Source organism: Methylobacterium sp. Leaf99, assembly GCF_001422375.1.
Taxonomy (GTDB): domain Bacteria; phylum Pseudomonadota; class Alphaproteobacteria; order Rhizobiales; family Beijerinckiaceae; genus Methylobacterium.
Genome location: NZ_LMMU01000001.1, coordinates 1,361,303 through 1,377,488, shown reverse-complemented (window position 1 = coordinate 1,377,488; position 16,186 = coordinate 1,361,303). Strand labels below are relative to the sequence as shown.

The 16,186-nt window shown below is 68.8% G+C and carries 12 protein-coding genes; 9 read left to right on the top strand and 3 right to left on the bottom strand.

Annotated elements, in window-relative coordinates:
- The first annotated feature begins 6 nt into the window (after positions 1-6).
- From ASF28_RS06275 to ASF28_RS06250, 6 genes are all read left to right on the top strand, one after another.
- Positions 7-1,680: a ribonuclease J gene (locus ASF28_RS06275; protein ID WP_056091315.1), complete on the top strand. Its 1,674-nt coding sequence runs from the start codon at positions 7-9 to the stop codon at positions 1,678-1,680.
- A 175-nt stretch (positions 1,681-1,855) separates the two neighbouring features.
- A complete protein-coding gene (gene mce / locus ASF28_RS06270) occupies positions 1,856-2,260 on the top strand; it encodes a methylmalonyl-CoA epimerase (protein WP_056089075.1) in 405 nt (134 codons plus the stop codon).
- Positions 2,261-2,265: 5 nt separating this feature from the next.
- Positions 2,266-2,601, top strand: a complete 336-nt coding sequence (locus tag ASF28_RS06265; RefSeq protein ID WP_056089072.1) for a DUF1467 family protein — start codon at positions 2,266-2,268, stop codon at positions 2,599-2,601.
- A gap of 406 nt (positions 2,602-3,007) precedes the next feature.
- The gene (gene proS / locus ASF28_RS06260) at positions 3,008-4,333 is read left to right on the top strand and encodes a proline--tRNA ligase (protein WP_056089069.1); all 1,326 of its coding nucleotides are present in this window, start codon (positions 3,008-3,010) and stop codon (positions 4,331-4,333) included.
- A gap of 7 nt (positions 4,334-4,340) precedes the next feature.
- Positions 4,341-5,639, top strand: coding sequence for a lipoprotein-releasing ABC transporter permease subunit (locus ASF28_RS06255; protein ID WP_056089066.1), 1,299 nt, complete (start codon positions 4,341-4,343; stop codon positions 5,637-5,639).
- Positions 5,640-5,659: 20 nt separating this feature from the next.
- Positions 5,660-6,373, top strand: a complete 714-nt coding sequence (locus ASF28_RS06250; RefSeq protein ID WP_056089064.1) for an ABC transporter ATP-binding protein — start codon at positions 5,660-5,662, stop codon at positions 6,371-6,373.
- Between the two features lie 10 nt (positions 6,374-6,383).
- On the opposite strand, the gene ASF28_RS06245 is transcribed toward ASF28_RS06250, so the two are convergent.
- Positions 6,384-7,631, bottom strand: coding sequence for a glycosyltransferase (locus ASF28_RS06245; RefSeq protein WP_056089061.1), 1,248 nt, complete (start codon positions 7,629-7,631; stop codon positions 6,384-6,386).
- Between the two features lie 564 nt (positions 7,632-8,195).
- Between ASF28_RS06245 and dnaE the strand changes: the two genes are divergently transcribed.
- Positions 8,196-11,693, top strand: a complete 3,498-nt coding sequence (gene dnaE / locus ASF28_RS06240; protein ID WP_056089058.1) for a DNA polymerase III subunit alpha — start codon at positions 8,196-8,198, stop codon at positions 11,691-11,693.
- A 122-nt stretch (positions 11,694-11,815) separates the two neighbouring features.
- Here the strand turns inward: dnaE and ASF28_RS06235 are convergent, their stop codons facing one another.
- Both ASF28_RS06235 and ASF28_RS06230 read right to left on the bottom strand, forming a co-directional pair.
- Positions 11,816-12,520: a gamma-glutamylcyclotransferase gene (locus tag ASF28_RS06235; protein ID WP_056089055.1), complete on the bottom strand. Its 705-nt coding sequence runs from the start codon at positions 12,518-12,520 to the stop codon at positions 11,816-11,818.
- Positions 12,521-12,562: 42 nt separating this feature from the next.
- On the bottom strand, positions 12,563-12,952 hold the full coding sequence (locus tag ASF28_RS06230; RefSeq protein ID WP_056089053.1) for a hypothetical protein: 390 nt from the start codon (positions 12,950-12,952) through the stop codon (positions 12,563-12,565).
- Positions 12,953-13,083: 131 nt separating this feature from the next.
- Between ASF28_RS06230 and recO the strand changes: the two genes are divergently transcribed.
- On the top strand, positions 13,084-13,821 hold the full coding sequence (gene recO / locus ASF28_RS06225) for a DNA repair protein RecO (protein WP_056089050.1): 738 nt from the start codon (positions 13,084-13,086) through the stop codon (positions 13,819-13,821).
- 53 nt (positions 13,822-13,874) lie between these two features.
- Positions 13,875-16,124, top strand: coding sequence for a DNA topoisomerase IV subunit A (parC, locus tag ASF28_RS06220; RefSeq protein WP_056089046.1), 2,250 nt, complete (start codon positions 13,875-13,877; stop codon positions 16,122-16,124).
- The last annotated feature ends 62 nt before the right edge of the window (positions 16,125-16,186 follow it).

Below are 16,186 nucleotides of genomic sequence, written 5' to 3'. Positions count from 1 at the left end.
GTGAAGATGACGACAGGGCAAGACGAACTCGTCTTCGTGCCGCTCGGCGGCGTGGGCGAGATCGGCATGAACGCGGCATTGTACGGCTTCGGGCCGGCCAAGCGCCGCAAGTGGATCATGGTCGATTGTGGCATGGGCTTCGCCGGGGAAGAGGGCTTTCCCGGCATCGACCTGATGTTTCCGGATCTGAGCTTCATTGAGGAGCGCAAGGACGATCTGCTGGGGATTTTCATCACCCACGCGCACGAGGATCATATCGGCGCCATCGGTGAGCTTTGGCCGAAGCTCAAGGCGCCGGTCTACGCCACGCGCTTCGCCAAGAACCTGCTCGAGGCCCGCCGCCTGAGCGAGCCGGGTGCCCCGAAGGTCGTGCTCAAGGAGATCCAGGCCGGGCGCCGGGTCCAGCTTGGTCCCTTCGACATCGAGTACATCCCGGTCTCGCACTCGATCCCCGAGTCGAACGCGGTGGCGATCCGCACGCCCCACGGCCTGCTGCTCCACACCGGCGACTGGAAGCTCGATCCGACCCCGATCCTCGGCGACGTGACCTCCGAGGCCACGTTCCGGGCGCTGGGCGACGAGGGTATCCTCGCCATGATCAGCGATTCGACCAACGTGGTTCGCGAGGGACGTTCCCCGAGCGAGGCCGAGGTCGCCGCCACCCTGCGCGAGCTGATCTCGGAGGCGCCGCACCGCGTCGCCGTCACCACCTTCGCCTCCAACGTGGCGCGCATGCGCGCCGTGGCCGAGGCCGCCCAGGCCTGCGGCCGCGAGGTCGTGGCCGTCGGTCGTGCCATGGACCGGGTCATCGGCGTCGCCCGCGAATGCGGCTTCCTCGATGGCCTGCCGGAGTTCCGTTCCGCCGATGCCTACGGCTACCTGCCCCGCGACAAGGTGGTATGCCTGCTCACCGGCTCGCAGGGCGAGGAGCGGGCGGCGCTGGCCCGCGTCTCGCGCGACGATCATCCCGACGTGACCCTGGCCGCCGGCGACCGGGTGATCTTCTCGTCCCGCGCCATTCCGGGCAACGAGCGGGCTGTCGGGGCGATCATCAACGACCTCATCAACGCCGGCATCGAAGTGGTCACCGACCGCACCAAGCTCGTTCACGTCTCGGGCCATCCCCGGCGCGACGAGATGGCCGAAATGTACGCCTGGACCCGTCCGCAGACGGCGATCCCCGTCCACGGCGAGGCCCTGCACCTCGACGAGCACGCGCGCTTCGCCCGGGCCCAGGGCGTGCCGAACATCGTCAAGGCCCGCAACGGCAGCGTCGTGCGCCTCGCCCCCGGCACGCCGGAGATCGTCGACACCGTCAAGGCCGGCCGCCTGTTCAAGGACGGCAACATCCTCATCGACGCCAAGGACCGGGCGATCCCCGAGCGCCGCAAGCTCGCGCAGGCCGGTCTCGTCTCCGTCGCCATCGCCATCGACGAGCAGGGCGAGGTCCTGGGCGAGCCGGCCATCGACATCATCGGCCTGCCCAATCGCGGCCGCAACGGCCAGCCGATGCTGGACGTGGTGATCGAGTGCGTGTCCCGGACCCTCTCCGGCCTGTCCAAGGTCAAGCGCCGGGATGCGGAGGCCGTCGAGAAGGCCGTCGATCGGGCGATCCGCTCGGGCGTCAACGAGACCTGGGGCAAGAAGCCCGCCTGCCACGTGCAGGTGGTGGAAGTCTGAACCGACGTCCCTCCCCCCTCTGCGGGGGAGGGTGCCTGCGGAGCAGGCGGGAGAGGGGGCGACCTCTCCGGAACTGTCGCTCCCCTCACCCGACCCGCTGACGCGGGCCACCCTCTCCCGCAGAGGGGAGAGGGATATTTCGCACAGCGGGTCATCACGGAGGGAGCAAAACAGCATGATCGGACGCCTCAACCACGTCGCCATCGCCGTGCGCGATCTCGACGCCGCCTGTGCCATCTATCGCGATACCCTGGGCGCCACCGTCACCGAGCCGCTGCCGCAGCCCGAGCACGGCGTCACGGTGGTGTTCGTGAACCTGCCCAACAGCAAGGTCGAGCTCATGGCGCCGCTCGGCGAGGGCTCGCCCATCGAGAGCTTCGTCGAGCGCAACCCCAACGGCGGCGTGCACCACGTCTGTTACGAGGTCGACGATATCCTGGCCGCCCGCGACAAGCTCAAGGCTCAGGGAGCCCGCGTGCTGGGCACCGGCGAGCCGAAGATCGGCGCCCACGGCAAGCCGGTGCTGTTCCTTCATCCGAAGGATTTCCTCGGCACCCTGGTCGAGCTGGAGCAGGTCTGATCCGCATGGGCGCCGCTTTCAACGCCGTCGCCGCCTCGACCCTTCGGACGCTGGCCGTCATGCTGATGGTCGTCGCCTTCGTGGTCGTGGTGGCGGTGAGCCAGTTCCGGCTCACGGTGTTCGGGGCCATCGCCCTCTACTTCGTGGTGTGGTGGACGCTGCTGTTCGTGATGCTGCCCATCCGCAATCAGGCCGAGACCGATCCGGCCCGTGTCGTGCCGGGCCAGGACCCCGGCGCTCCGGCCTCGCCGCGCCTGCGGGAGAAGGCGCTCTGGACCACGCTGCTCTCCGGCGTGGTGTTCCTCGTCGCGATTCCGGCCTTCGAGCTCAGCGGCCTGTAACCCGGAGTCTCGCGCTGCGCGGCGCTTGCCGACATAAAAAAAGCAAGGCCTGAGCCTTGCTTTTGTGAAGACGGTCTATGGCGCAGCCTTGTTATCTCACGCATCTTGACGGCGTGGCGGCTGATTGTTCCTCCCAAGACTCGGGCCTGTCGCTGCCTCTGGCGGGCATTGCGACCAGCACCGGGCGCTTATAGGAACGGAAGTTCCCATTGTCACCTCGTGGGAGATCGAATCCGGTGCTTTTCTACCGGAAACGCACGGATCTGTTACCGCCCGTACGCAGACCCCCGCCCGGGTGAGCCACGCGGGCTCGGGGTGTCGCCCGGCTGCGCTTGTATTTTCCCGGTGCAATGTGTTGTGTGCCCCGGCGCGCCCGACGGTTCGGCACGCTGGTCCAGGGCCTTCCATGCGTCTCTCCCGCTACTTCCTCCCCACCTTGCGCGAGACGCCCAAGGAGGCCGAGATCGTCTCCCACCGCCTGATGCTGCGCGCCGGCCTCGTCCGCCAGGAGGCCGCCGGCATCTATGCGTGGCTGCCGCTCGGCCTGCGGGTGCTGAACCGCGTCTGCGCGGTGATCCGCGAGGAGCAGGACCGCGCCGGGGCCATCGAGATCCTGATGCCGTCGATCCAGTCGGCCGAACTCTGGAAGGAATCCGGACGCTACGAGGCCTACGGCAAGGAGATGCTCCGCATCTCGGACCGGCACGACCGCGAGATGCTGTTCGGCCCCACCGCCGAAGAGGTCGTCACCGAGATTTTTCGCGGTAGCGTGAAATCCTACAAGGACCTGCCGAAGAACCTCTACCAGATCTCGTGGAAGTTCCGCGACGAGGTGCGGCCGCGCTTCGGCACCATGCGCTCGCGCGAGTTTCTGATGAAGGACGCTTACTCGTTCGACATCGACCAGGCGGCGGCGCGCCACGCCTACAACCGCATGTTCGTGGCCTATCTGCGCACCTTCGCGGGCCTCGGCCTGAAGGCCATCCCCATGCGCGCCGATACCGGCCCCATCGGCGGCGATCTCAGCCACGAGTTCATCATCCTGGCGCAGACCGGCGAGAGCGAGGTGTACTGCGACCGGCAGTATCTCGATTTCGAGACCCCGCCGGTCACCACCGATTTCGAGGATGTCGCCGGCCTCCAGGGCACCGTCGATCGCTGGACCTCGCACTACGCCGCGACCTCCGAGATGCACGAGCCGGCGGCCTTCGCCGAGGTGCCGCAGGACAACCAGATGGCCGCACGCGGCATCGAAGTCGGGCACATCTTCTATTTCGGCACCAAGTATTCCGAGCCCATGGGTGCCAGGGTGACCGGTCCGGACGGCGTCGATCGGCCAGTCCATATGGGCTCCTACGGCATCGGCCCGAGCCGGCTCGTGGCGGCGATCATCGAGGCTTCGCACGACGAGGCCGGGATCATCTGGCCGGATTCCGTCGCGCCCTTCGACGTGGCGCTCATCAACCTCAAGACCGGGGATGCGGGGACCGACGCCGCCTGCACCGAGATCCAGGGCACCCTGGAGGCCGCCGGACTCACGGTGCTGTACGACGACCGCGACGAGCGCCCGGGTGCCAAGTTCGCCACCGCCGACCTCATCGGCCTGCCCTGGCAGGTCATCGTCGGCCCGCGCGGCTTGGCCGAGGGCAAGGTCGAGATCAAGCGCCGGGCCGGTGGCGAGCGCGAGACCATCGCGCCCATCGACCTCCTCGCCCGCCTGAAGCGGACCTGAGCCCGCCATGGCGGCGGCGGTGATGGATCGGCTGAAGGGCGTGCGGGGCCTGTTCAAGGGCGGCGGCACGCCGCCTTTCGCCGGCTTCGAATGGATTCTGGCCGGGCGCTACCTGCGCGCCCGACGGCGCGGCGGCGGCGTTTCGGTGGTGGCGTTCTTCTCCGTCCTCGGCATCGCGCTCGGCGTCGCCACCCTCATCATCGTCCTGTCCGTGATGAACGGGTTTCGCACGGAGCTGCTGTCGAAGATCGTCGGCATCAACGGCCACGTCTTCGTCACGCCCATCGATCGCCTGTTCACGGATTTCGAGGACCTGTCCGACCGTCTCGCGAAGGTCGCCGGGGTCCGGGCCGCGATTCCCCTGGTCGAGGGCCAGGCCTTCGCCTCCTCGCCCTATGGCGGCAGCGGCGTGCTCGTGCGCGGCATCCGGGCCGGCGACCTCGACAAGATCGGCAGCATTGCCAAGAACATTCGCGGCGGCACCCTGGAAGGCTTCGAGGACGGGACCGGCGTCGCCATCGGCCGGCGCCTGGCGGAAGCGCTGGGCCTCCAGGCCGGCGACAACATCACCCTCTCCACGCCGAAGGGCGCCACCACGCCGTTCGGTACGGCACCGCGCACGAAGTCCTACACGGTCAAGGCGGTGTTCGAGATCGGCATGACCGAGTTCGACGCCACCTTCGTGTTCATGCCCCTGGCCGAATCCCAGGCCTTCTTCAACCGCGACGCCGACGTCAGCCTCATCGAGGTCTACCTCGACAATGCCGACGGCGTGGCGGCCATGCGGCCCGACCTCGAGATGGCGGCCGAGCGCCCGGTGCTGCTCACCGACTGGCGCCAGCGCAACCGCACCTTCTTCGGCGCCCTGGAGGTGGAGCGGAACGTGATGTTCCTCATCCTCAGCCTCATCGTGGTGGTGGCGACCCTCAACATCGTCTCGGGGCTGATCCTGCTCGTGCGCGACAAGTCGAGTGACATCGCCATCCTGCGCACCATGGGTGCCACGCCCGGCACGGTGATGCGGGTGTTCCTCATCAACGGGGCGCTGATCGGCATCGTCGGGACCCTCAGCGGCCTCGGCCTCGGCATCCTCATCACCCTCAACATCAAGCCGATCCAGCGCGTGCTGTTTCCCTCGGCCTGGGACCCCACCGTGCGGTTCCTGGCCGAGATTCCGGCCGAGATGAATTCGAGCGAGATCACCGTGGTGGTCGTCACCTCCATCGCCCTGTCGCTCATCGCGACCCTGTATCCCTCGTGGCGCGCCGCCCGGCTCGATCCGGTGCAAGCGCTGCGCTACGGCTGAGCGAAAGCCCTAGGAGTCCCATGACCACGACAGCCGAGGCGCCCGGCGCGCAGCCGGTCCCGGCCCTGTTCTTCGCCAAGGTGGAGCGGCGCTACACCCAGGGGGCCGGGGCGCTCGACATCCTGCGCGGCGCCGATTTCGCCATCTGGCCCGGCGAGCTCGTCGCCCTGGTCGCCCCCTCGGGCGCCGGCAAATCGACCCTGCTGCACATCGCCGGCCTGCTGGAACGGCCCGATGCCGGCGAAGTCTTCATCGGCGGGCGGCCCACCGCCGCCATGGCGGATTCCGAGCGCACCCGCATCCGCCGCGAGGAGATGGGCTTCGTCTACCAGTTCCACCATCTCCTGCCCGAGTTCTCGGCCCTGGAGAACGTGGTGATGCCCCAGCTCATCCGTGGCCTGTCCAACAGGGAGGCCAAGGCCCGCGCCACCGAGCTCCTGAGCTTCCTCGGCCTCAAGGAGCGCCTCGTCCACCGCCCGGCCGAGCTGTCGGGCGGCGAGCAGCAGCGCGTCGCCATCGCCCGCGCCGTCGCCAACGGCCCGCGCCTGCTCCTGGCCGACGAGCCCACGGGCAACCTCGACCCGCACACGGCCGCCCACGTCTTCGGCATCCTGGTCTCGCTCGTGCGCGCCTCCGGGCTCGCGGCCCTGGTGGCGACGCACAACATGGAGCTCGCCGCCCGCATGGACCGGCGGGTGACCATCCGGGACGGGTTGATCGAGCAGCTCGACTGATCCGACCGCCTCAAACCCCCATCAGGCGCTCGATCTCGTCGCAGGCGGCCGCCACCCCGTTTTCCCGCGTCATCCTGACCCGCGCTTCCGCGCAGGCCCGCGCCACGGTGTCCGAGGCCAGGAGACGGGTCAGGATCTGGGCGGCCCGCGCGGCGGTGAACCGGCGCCGGCCGAGCACGGCGCCGACGCCGAGGCGCTGGAGGCGCAGGCCCTCGTCGAAATGGTCGAACGCCACCGGGACCACGAGCTGCGGCACGCCCGCGGCCAGGGCCTGGGCCACGGTGCCGATGCCGCCGTGGTGGATCAGGGCGGCGGCGCGCGGCAGCAGCGCGCTCAAGGGCGCGTAGGGGACATGGATCACGCCCTCGGGCAGATCCGCAGGCACCTGACCCGCCTCGGGGGCCAGCAGCACCCCACGCCGGCCCGTGGACCGGCACAGGGCGCAGGCCGTCCGGAAGAAGGGTTGTCCCTGGCGCATCGCCGAGCCGTAGGTGAACACCAGGGGCGCCGGACCGGATTCGAGGAAGGCCATCAGCTCACCGCTGAGGCTTTCCGTGTCGCCGAGGCGATCGACGAGGGGAAAGCCGACCTGCGCGGCCTGCGCCGGCCAATCCGCCTGCGGAGCGGTGAACCAGTCGGGAAACATCAGCAGAATCCGCGTCGGGCTGTTCCACCAGTGCCGCAGGCGGCGCACGGGTGCGAGATCGAGGCGCCGGCGCAGGGCATTGAGTTGTGGCAGGGCGGCCGGGCCGATCACGTAGCGGTCGGCACCCCGGCCGAGCCAGTGCCGAAGGCGTGACGGCAGGAGATGGGCGAGGGGGATGCCCGGCAGAACCGGTGCGGCGTGCCGGCTCTCCACCAGCAGGGGCATGACGTGGACGGTGACGACGGGCAGTCCGAGCTTGTCCTGCGCCACCCGCGCGCCGAGGCCGAGGGTTGAGGCGACCACGAGGGTCTCGCCCGGGCGGTTCGTGCGCGCCAGCCAGTCGTAGGTCTGTTCCGTCGTCGGGCCGAGCTGGTCGAACAGGACGAAGGCCCCCCGCCGCGGGTGCCACAGGTCGGGCACACTGACGGTCCGATCGTAATCGGCCCGCGTCCCCAGGGCATGGAACGGCAGGTTCACGCGGGCCGCCAGCTCCGCGAAGGGAGCGGGCGCTGCCAGAATTGCGGCATGCCCGCGCCGAACGAGTTCGGCGCCGAGGCCGATGAAGGGTAGGATGTCGCCGTGGGAGCCGACGGCCACCAGCTTGATTTGCATGATCGGTCTGTGATGCGGGACCCGAAAGGTGCCGCTGAAATAGGTAGAGCGATCGTCTCCGTCATCCCGTGGTGACGCGATCGGCATCGACGCAGCGTTCTCGCAGGCAACAATGGGCGGGAGCTCATGGAGCTCGACCGTTCTACGGGCCGGGGAAAACGCGGATTCTCTCCGTTGCGACCGGCAGCTTCGAAGGGAATCCTTGCCGTGCCGATGGAGGTGTCGCTCACATCACGCGCGAATTCATGCCGCTCGCGATCGCTTCACGTTTCGTTGACTCTGCGGCGCACCCGATCGATTTTTCGCTTTACAAGGAACAAAACAAGAACAAAACTGAGGGCCTCAACGAAAGGCGCTTCCCATGTTCAAGCGGATGATCCTCACCAGCGCGGTCGAGTTCATGGCCTTCGGGCTCCTGGCGGTTTCGGTCGCCGCCTGGGCCGTAGCCTTGGCGCCGTTGCGATAGCGTTGCCGACGCATCACGGAGGGCAGCCTTCCACAGCCAAACCATGCGCCCCGATCGTTCTTGATGGATCGTTCACCGCGACTCGGGCTGATGGAAGCATGGCGCGCATCCTCAAAGATCCCGGCTTCGTCCACCTCCATGTTCACTCGTCGTTCTCGCTCCTCGAAGGCGCGCTGAAGGTCGGGGACATCGTCAAGGCGGCCGCCGCCGACCGGCAGCCGGCCCTGGCGCTCACCGACACCAACAACCTGTTCGGGGCGCTGGAATTCTCCGAGAAGGCCTCGGGCGCGGGCCTCCAGCCCATCGCCGGCCTTCAGGTGACCGTCGCCTTCGAGGCGCCCGACCCCATGGCGCGCAACCCCCAGGCGCAGGGGGGATGCGCCAACGTCGTGGTCCTGGCCCAGGACGAGGCCGGCTACGCCAACCTCCTGCGCCTCGCGAGCCGTGCCTATTTCGACGGTGCCCTGGGCGATGCTCCCCGGGTGAGCGCGGCGGGATTGGCGGAATGCGCCGGCGGCCTCATCGCCCTGACGGGCGGCACCACCGGACCCCTCGATTCCGTCCTGCGCCAGGGCCGGGCCGAACTCGCCGCCGCGCGCCTCGCCCAGCTCAAGGCGGCCTTCGGCGAGGACAATCTCTACGTCGAGATTCTCCGCCACGGCCTGTCCGACGAGCGCATGATCGAGCGCGAGCTGCTCCGGCTCGCCGATGCCAACGGCCTGTCCATCGTCGCCACCAACGAGCCGTTCTTTGCCAAGACCGGCGACTACGACGCCCACGACGCCTTGCTCGCCATCGCCGACGGGCGCCTCGTCTCCGATGAGCGCCGCCGCAAGCTCACCCCGCGCCACGGCTTCACCACCCGCGCGCAGATGGCCGAACTGTTTTCGGACTTGCCGGACGCGCTCAACGCCACCGTCGAGATCGCCATGCGCTGCGCCTACCGCGTGCGCACGCGCAAACCCATCCTGCCCAATTTCGCACGGGTGGCCGCGGAGGCCGTCGCCAACGAGTCCGCCGTCGAGGTGGTCCGGTCCGAGCCGGAGGAACTGCGGGCCCAGGCCATCGCCGGCCTCGACCTGCGTCTCGCCCAGCACGGCACGGCGCCCGGCATGACCGAACAGGTCTACCGCGACCGCCTCGCCTTCGAGCTCGACGTCATCGTCGGCATGAAGTTTCCCGGCTACTTCCTCATCGTGTCGGACTTCATCAAGTGGGCCAAGGACCACGACATCCCCGTGGGCCCGGGCCGCGGCTCGGGTGCCGGCTCCCTGGTGGCGTGGTCGCTTCTCATCACCGACCTCGACCCCCTGCGGTTCGGCCTGCTGTTCGAGCGCTTCCTCAATCCCGAGCGCGTCTCGATGCCGGATTTCGACATCGACTTCTGCGTCGATGGCCGCGAGCGGGTGATCCAGTACGTGCAGGAGCGCTACGGCCACGAGCAGGTCGCGCAGATCATCACCTTCGGCACCCTGCAGGCGCGCGGCGTCCTGCGCGACGTCGGCCGCGTCCTGGAGATGCCCTACGGACAGGTGGACAAGCTGACGAAGCTGGTGCCGCAGAATCCGGCCAACCCCGTGACCCTGACCCAGGCCATCGAGGGCGAGCCGAAGCTTCAGGCGGCCATGGAGGAGGAGCCCATCGTCGCCCGCCTCATGGAGATCGCCAAGAAGCTCGAGGGCCTGCACCGCCACGCCTCGACCCACGCCGCCGGCGTGGTCATCGGCGACCGGCCCCTCGAACAGCTGGTCCCCCTCTACCGCGACCCGAAGACCGGCATGCGGGTGACCCAGTTCAACATGAAGTGGGTCGAGGCCGCCGGCCTCGTGAAGTTCGATTTTTTGGGTTTAAAGACGCTCACGCTGCTGCGGTACTGCACCGATCTGCTGAAGAAGCGCGGGATCATCGTCGATCTCGCCTCGCTGCCCTTGGACAACGAGGCGACCTACCTGCCGATGAAGCGCGGCGAGACGGTCGGCGTGTTCCAGGTGGAATCCGCCGGCATGCGCAAGGCGCTCGTCGAGATGCAGGCCGACCGGTTCGAGGACATCATCGCCCTCGTGGCGCTCTACCGCCCCGGCCCCATGGCCAACATTCCGGTCTATTGCGAGCGCAAGCTCGGGCGCGATGCCGGCAACGAGGCGAGCTGGTATCCGCACGCCAAGCTGGAGCCGATCCTGCGCGAGACCTTCGGCATCATCGTCTACCAGGAACAGGTGATGGAGGTGGCGAAAGTCCTCGCCGGCTACTCGCTCGGCGAGGCCGACATGCTCCGCCGCGCCATGGGCAAGAAGATTAAGGCCGAGATGGACGCCCAGCGCGACCGCTTCGTGAAGGGCTGCATGGAGCGCGAGCTCACCAAGGCCAAGGCCGACGAGATCTTCGATCTGCTCGCCAAGTTCGCCGATTACGGCTTCAACAAGTCACACGCCGCCGCCTACGCCCTGCTGACCTACCAGACCGCCTACCTGAAGGCGAACCACCCCGTCGAGTTCCTGGCCGCCGCCATGCAGCTCGACATCGACGTCACCGACAAGCTCGCCGAGTTCCGCCAGGACGCCCAGCGCCTCAAGATCGTCGTCGAGCCGCCGTCCATCAACACCTCGGGCGTCAACTTCGAGGTGACGGACGGGCGGATCATCTACGCCCTGTCGGCCATCAAGGGCGTCGGGCGCGGCGCCGTGGAGGCGATCGTCCAGGCGCGGGGCGACACGCCGTTCCAGGAACTCGCGTGCCTGGCCCGGCGCATCAACCCCCGCCTCATCAACAAGCGGACCCTGGAGAACCTCGTCGCCGCCGGCGCCATGGACGGGCTCGAGCCCGACCGGGCGCGGGCATGCGCGGCCATCGAGCCGATGATGAAGCTCGCGCAAGGGGCGGCCGAGGCCGAGAGCACCGGCATCGCCGACATGTTCGGCGGCGTCACCTCGACCGATGTCACCCTGCGGGTGCCCCCTTACGAGGGCTGGCCCATGGCGGAAAAACTCAAGCGCGAATACGACGCCATCGGCTTCTTCCTCTCGGGCCATCCGCTGGACGAGTATTCGGGCCTTCTGGAAAAACTCCGGGTCCAGACCTGGGCCGAGTTCTGCCGGGCCGTGCGGGCCGGCACCACCAGCGTCGGGCGCGTGGCCGCCTCCGTCCTCGACCGTTCGGAGCGGCGCACCAAGACCGGCAACAAGCTCGGCATCGTCATCCTGTCGGACCAGACCGGTCACTTCGAGGCGATCATCTTCTCGGAAGGCCTCGGTCATTACCGCGAGATCCTGGAGCCCGGCCGGCCCCTCGTCCTCCAACTCCAGGCCAACCTCGAAGGCGAGGATGTCCGCGCCCGCATCATGACCGCCGAACCCCTCGACGCGGCGGTGGCCCGCCACCAGAAGGGCATGCGCGTCTACCTCCGCGACGAGCGCCCCATCGCCTCCGTGCAGCAGCGCCTGCAGGTGCGCGGCGAGGGCGAGGTCTCCCTCATCCTCCTCCTCGACAACGGCGACCGCGAGGTCGAGGTCAAGCTGCCGGGCAAGTACCAGGCGACGCCGCAGATCGCCGGGGCCCTGCGGGCCGTGCCGGGGGTGGTGCAGGTGGAGGTGAACTGATCCGGGGTTCCGAGGGGATCATCCCCTCGGCGGGTGTCGGGCAGAGCCCGACGTTTCTTCCAGGGCTTTGCCCTGGACCCACGAAGGGCGAGCCCTTCGAACCCGGATGCTTTCTCCGAGAATCAGGAGGCGGCCCGCGCCTCCAGCCGCTCGGCCACCAGCGCCTGCAGGTTCCACAGGTGGAGGTCCAAAATCCCCTCGCGCGCGCAGGCCTCGGCGGTCCGGAACAGGTATTCGGCGCTGGGCCCCAGATGCCCGGCGCCCGTGGCGATGCGGTCGGCGATCTCGGGTTCCGTGAGGCGGCCGGTGTAGCGGTCGCTGGCGCGGTTGACGACGAAGGTGAGGGCCGTCACCGGGCCGTCGGCGGTCTCGACCACCACCCAGCGGGATTCGTAGCCGTTGCCGCGCATCTCCCGGCGCCAGACCGGCAGCAGGGTCACGTGCGGATCGTCGCCCGGCAGCCGGAACGCAACGCCCCGGCACAGGCCGCCGCGATCGAGCGCGAGGACGAGGCCGGGCCGGTCCGTGCTGCCGCGAAACCGCCGCTGCAACAGGCAGAACCGGCGATGGTAGCCCCGCACCGTCCCCGTGCGCCGCTCGCTGAAGGCGAATTCCGGCTGCCAGATCAGGGAGCCGTAGCCGAACACCCACAGGCCGTTCTCGGTACGCGGACGCCGGGTGAGCGCCCGGGCGAGGCCGGGGCCGAGTTCGTCGTCGGTGAGGAGGGCCAGCGCCGTCGGGTCGTCGCGGACGGGGTCGGGATGGGCGCGGGCGATGAGGTCGAGGCTCAGGCTCAGGGGACGTTCGGTTGAAGGGTGTCTGGGCATGCGGGCATGGTTTCATCGCCGCGCGGCCCGGGCAAGGGGGCGTCAGGCCGGGTTGCCGAGGGTCTCCAACTCCGGGAATGGTTCCGTGCGGTGGCCGCTGCAGAGTTCTTCGTCGTCCGGGAGCACGCTGAGCACGCCGCCCGTATCGCGGATCACCGCCTTCGCCCGCTCGCCCTTGCCGAAGGTCCGGCCCTTCATCCGGGTCGAGACGCAGTAGAGGGTGCGCCCGCCATCCTCGAACGGCCCGGCGATGCGGCTGTGCTCGAACCGCACGGGGATCACCGACACCGAACCGAAATCCACCTGGGCCAGGGCGAGGGCGGCGACGCGGGTGCGGAGCGTCGCGCCGGGGGAGGGGGCCGGCGCGCGGGGCGTGCACGCCGAGAGCGCGCATGCCAGACCCAGGAGCAGGAGCCGAGCCGGACCACCCATCGCCATCTCCGTGCCCCTCCGCTTCACCCACAAGCTTAAGCGTATTCCCGCCCTGCGGGAAATGGATCATTGGTGCAATCTTTGCTGCCGTCGCGCTTTTCCTTCCCGCCGGCATCGGCCTATGGAAAGGCATGCAATGGACCGACGACGGCCTCGTGCTCGGCCTGCGTCGACAGGGCGAGACGAGCGTGGTGCTCGAACTGATGACCGCCGCCCATGGACGCCATCTCGGCCTCGTCCATGGCGGGCGCTCGCGCCGGATGCAGCCCGTGCTCCAGCCCGGCAACCGGGTCCAAGCCACGTGGCGCGCGCGCCTCGACGACAGCCTCGGCGCCTACGCCGTCGAGCCCATCGAATCGGTGGCCGCGCGTCTCATGGGCTCGGGGCTCGCGCTTCACGGCATCGCCCACCTCGCCGGCCTCCTCCGATTGCTGCCTGAGCGCGATCCCCATCCCGAACTCTACGAAGCCGCCCGCATCCTCATCGACCACCTGCACGATCCCGACATCGCCCCGCCCCTCATGGTGCGGTTCGAACTCGCGATCCTCGCCGAACTCGGATTCGGCCTCGACCTGTCGGCCTGCGCGGCGACGGGCGGCAACGACGCCCTGATCTACGTCTCGCCCCGTTCCGGCCGGGCGGTGAGCGCCTCCGCCGGCGAGCCGTATCGGGACAGGCTCCTGGCGCTGCCCGATTTTCTGCGCGAGCGAGACGCGGGGTCGCTGCCGATGACCCCCGCGGGCCGCGACGTTACCGCGGGGTTTACCTTGACGGGTTACTTCCTCGATCTGCACATCTGGGGACCGCGCGCGTTGCCGCCCCCGGACGCGCGGGCGCGCTTCGTTGCCTTGGGCACGGGAAGCGCCTAGACCATGTTCTTGATTCGTTCTGATTTGGGGCGTCGGCGCCCCCGGAGATCGTGATGGGCCAGCCCTTCGAGCCGCCGTCGGGCTCCGACGGCATCGAGAGCGTCGAGCTGAAATCCGCGTTGGAGGACCGCTACCTCGCCTATGCCCTCTCGACGATCATGCACCGGGCCCTGCCCGATGCCCGCGACGGCCTGAAGCCCGTCCACCGGCGCATCCTGTTCGCCATGCGGCTGCTGAAGCTCGATCCGACCTCGGCATTCAAGAAATGCGCCCGCATCGTCGGCGACGTCATCGGCAAGTATCATCCGCACGGCGACACGGCGGCCTACGACGCCCTCGTGCGCATGGCCCAGGACTTCGCCCAGCGCTATCCGCTCGTCGACGGCCAGGGCAATTTCGGAAACATCGACGGCGATAACGCCGCCGCCCAGCGCTACACCGAGGCCCGGATGACGGAGGTCGCGCGCCTCCTGATGGAAGGCCTCGACGACGATTCCGTCGATTTCCGCCCGAACTACGACGGGCAGGAAGAGGAGCCGGTGGTGCTCCCGGCCGCTTTCCCGAACCTGCTCGCCAACGGCTCGCAGGGCATCGCGGTGGGCATGGCGACTTCGATCCCGCCGCACAACGCCGCCGAACTCTGCGACGCGGCGCTCTACCTCATCGGCCATCCCGACGCGACCTCGGCCCAGCTCCTCACCTTCGTGAAGGGGCCGGATTTTCCCACCGGCGGCATCCTCATCGACAGCGCCGACTCCATCACCGAGGCCTACCGCACCGGGCGCGGCGGCTTCCGGGTGCGCGCCCGCTGGGCCAAGGAGGATCTCGGCCGCGGCACCTGGACCATCGTCGTCACGGAGATTCCCTACGGCGTGCAGAAGGCGCGCCTCATCGAAAAACTCGCCGAGTTGCTGCAGGAGCGCAAGCTCCCCCTGCTCGCCGACGTGCGTGACGAGTCCGCCGAGGACGTGCGCATCGTCCTGGAGCCGCGCGCCCGCAACGTCGATCCCGTCATCCTGATGGAATCGCTGTTCCGGCTCACCGAGCTCGAAGCCCGTATCTCGCTGAACATGAACGTCCTGGTCGGCGGCCTCGTCCCCCGGGTCATCGGCCTCGCCGAAGCCCTGCGCGAGTGGCTCGACCACCGCCGGGTCGTGCTCCAGCGCCGCGCCCGCCACCGCCTGGGCCAGATCGACCGGCGCCTCGAAATCCTCGGCGGCCTGCTCATCGTCTACCTCGACCTCGACGAGGTCATCCGCATCATCCGCGAGGAGGACGAGCCGAAGCCCGCCCTGATGAAGCGGTTCGAACTGACTGAAGTCCAGGCCAACGCCATCCTGGACACCCGCCTGCGCTCCCTGCGCAAGCTCGAGGAGATGGAGCTCAAGCGCGAGCTCGATACCCTTACCAAGGAGAAGCTCGGAATCGAGGAACTGCTCGGCTCCGACAAGCTGCAATGGGCCGACATCACCAAGCAGATCCGCGCGGTGAAGAAGACCTTCGGACCCGAGACCAAGATCGGCGCCCGGCGCACCACCCTCGAGAACCCGCCCGACACGGCCGGTATCGACTTCACCTCGGCCATGGTCGAGCGTGAGCCGATCACCGTCATCGTCTCGGCCAAGGGCTGGATCCGGGCCCTCAAGGGGCATGTCGCGGACCTCTCGGGCGTCGCCTTCAAGGGCGACGACAACCTCAAGATCGCCTTCCCGAGCGAGACGACGGCCAAGATCCTCGTGCTCGCGTCCAACGGCAAGGTGTTCACCCTGGAGGCGGCCAAGCTCCCCGGCGGGCGCGGCTTCGGTGATCCGATCCGCCTCATGGTGGATTTCGACGACGGCACCGAGATCGTCGCGGCCCTGCCGTATCAGCCCGGCACCAAGCTCCTGGTCGCGGCCTCCGACGGGCGCGGCTTCCTGGCGCCGGCCGATGCCCTGGTGGCCAACACCCGCAAGGGCAAGGGCATCATGGGCCTCGACGACCCGGCCACCGCGACCCTGCTGGTGCCGGCGGTCGGCGATCACGTCGCCGTCTGCAGCGCCGACCGCCTGCTCCTCGTCTTCCCCATCGCGGAGATGCCCGAACTCGTGCGCGGCAAGGGCGTGCGCCTGCAGCGCTGCCGTCAGACCACCCTGACGGATGCCTGCGTCTTCACCCTCGCCGAGGGCCTGCCCTGGCGCGAGACCGGTGGCGAGGTGCGGCTGGCCAATGCCGGCATTCTGGAGAAATGGCTGGGCCACCGCTCCGATGCCGGCGCCCTGATGACCCGGAGTTTCCCGAAGTTCGAACGGTTCGGGAAGTAGGTCGAATAGAAACGGCAATGCCCGCGTGAGCGGGCATTGCCGTGTATCGATCGTCGCAAACC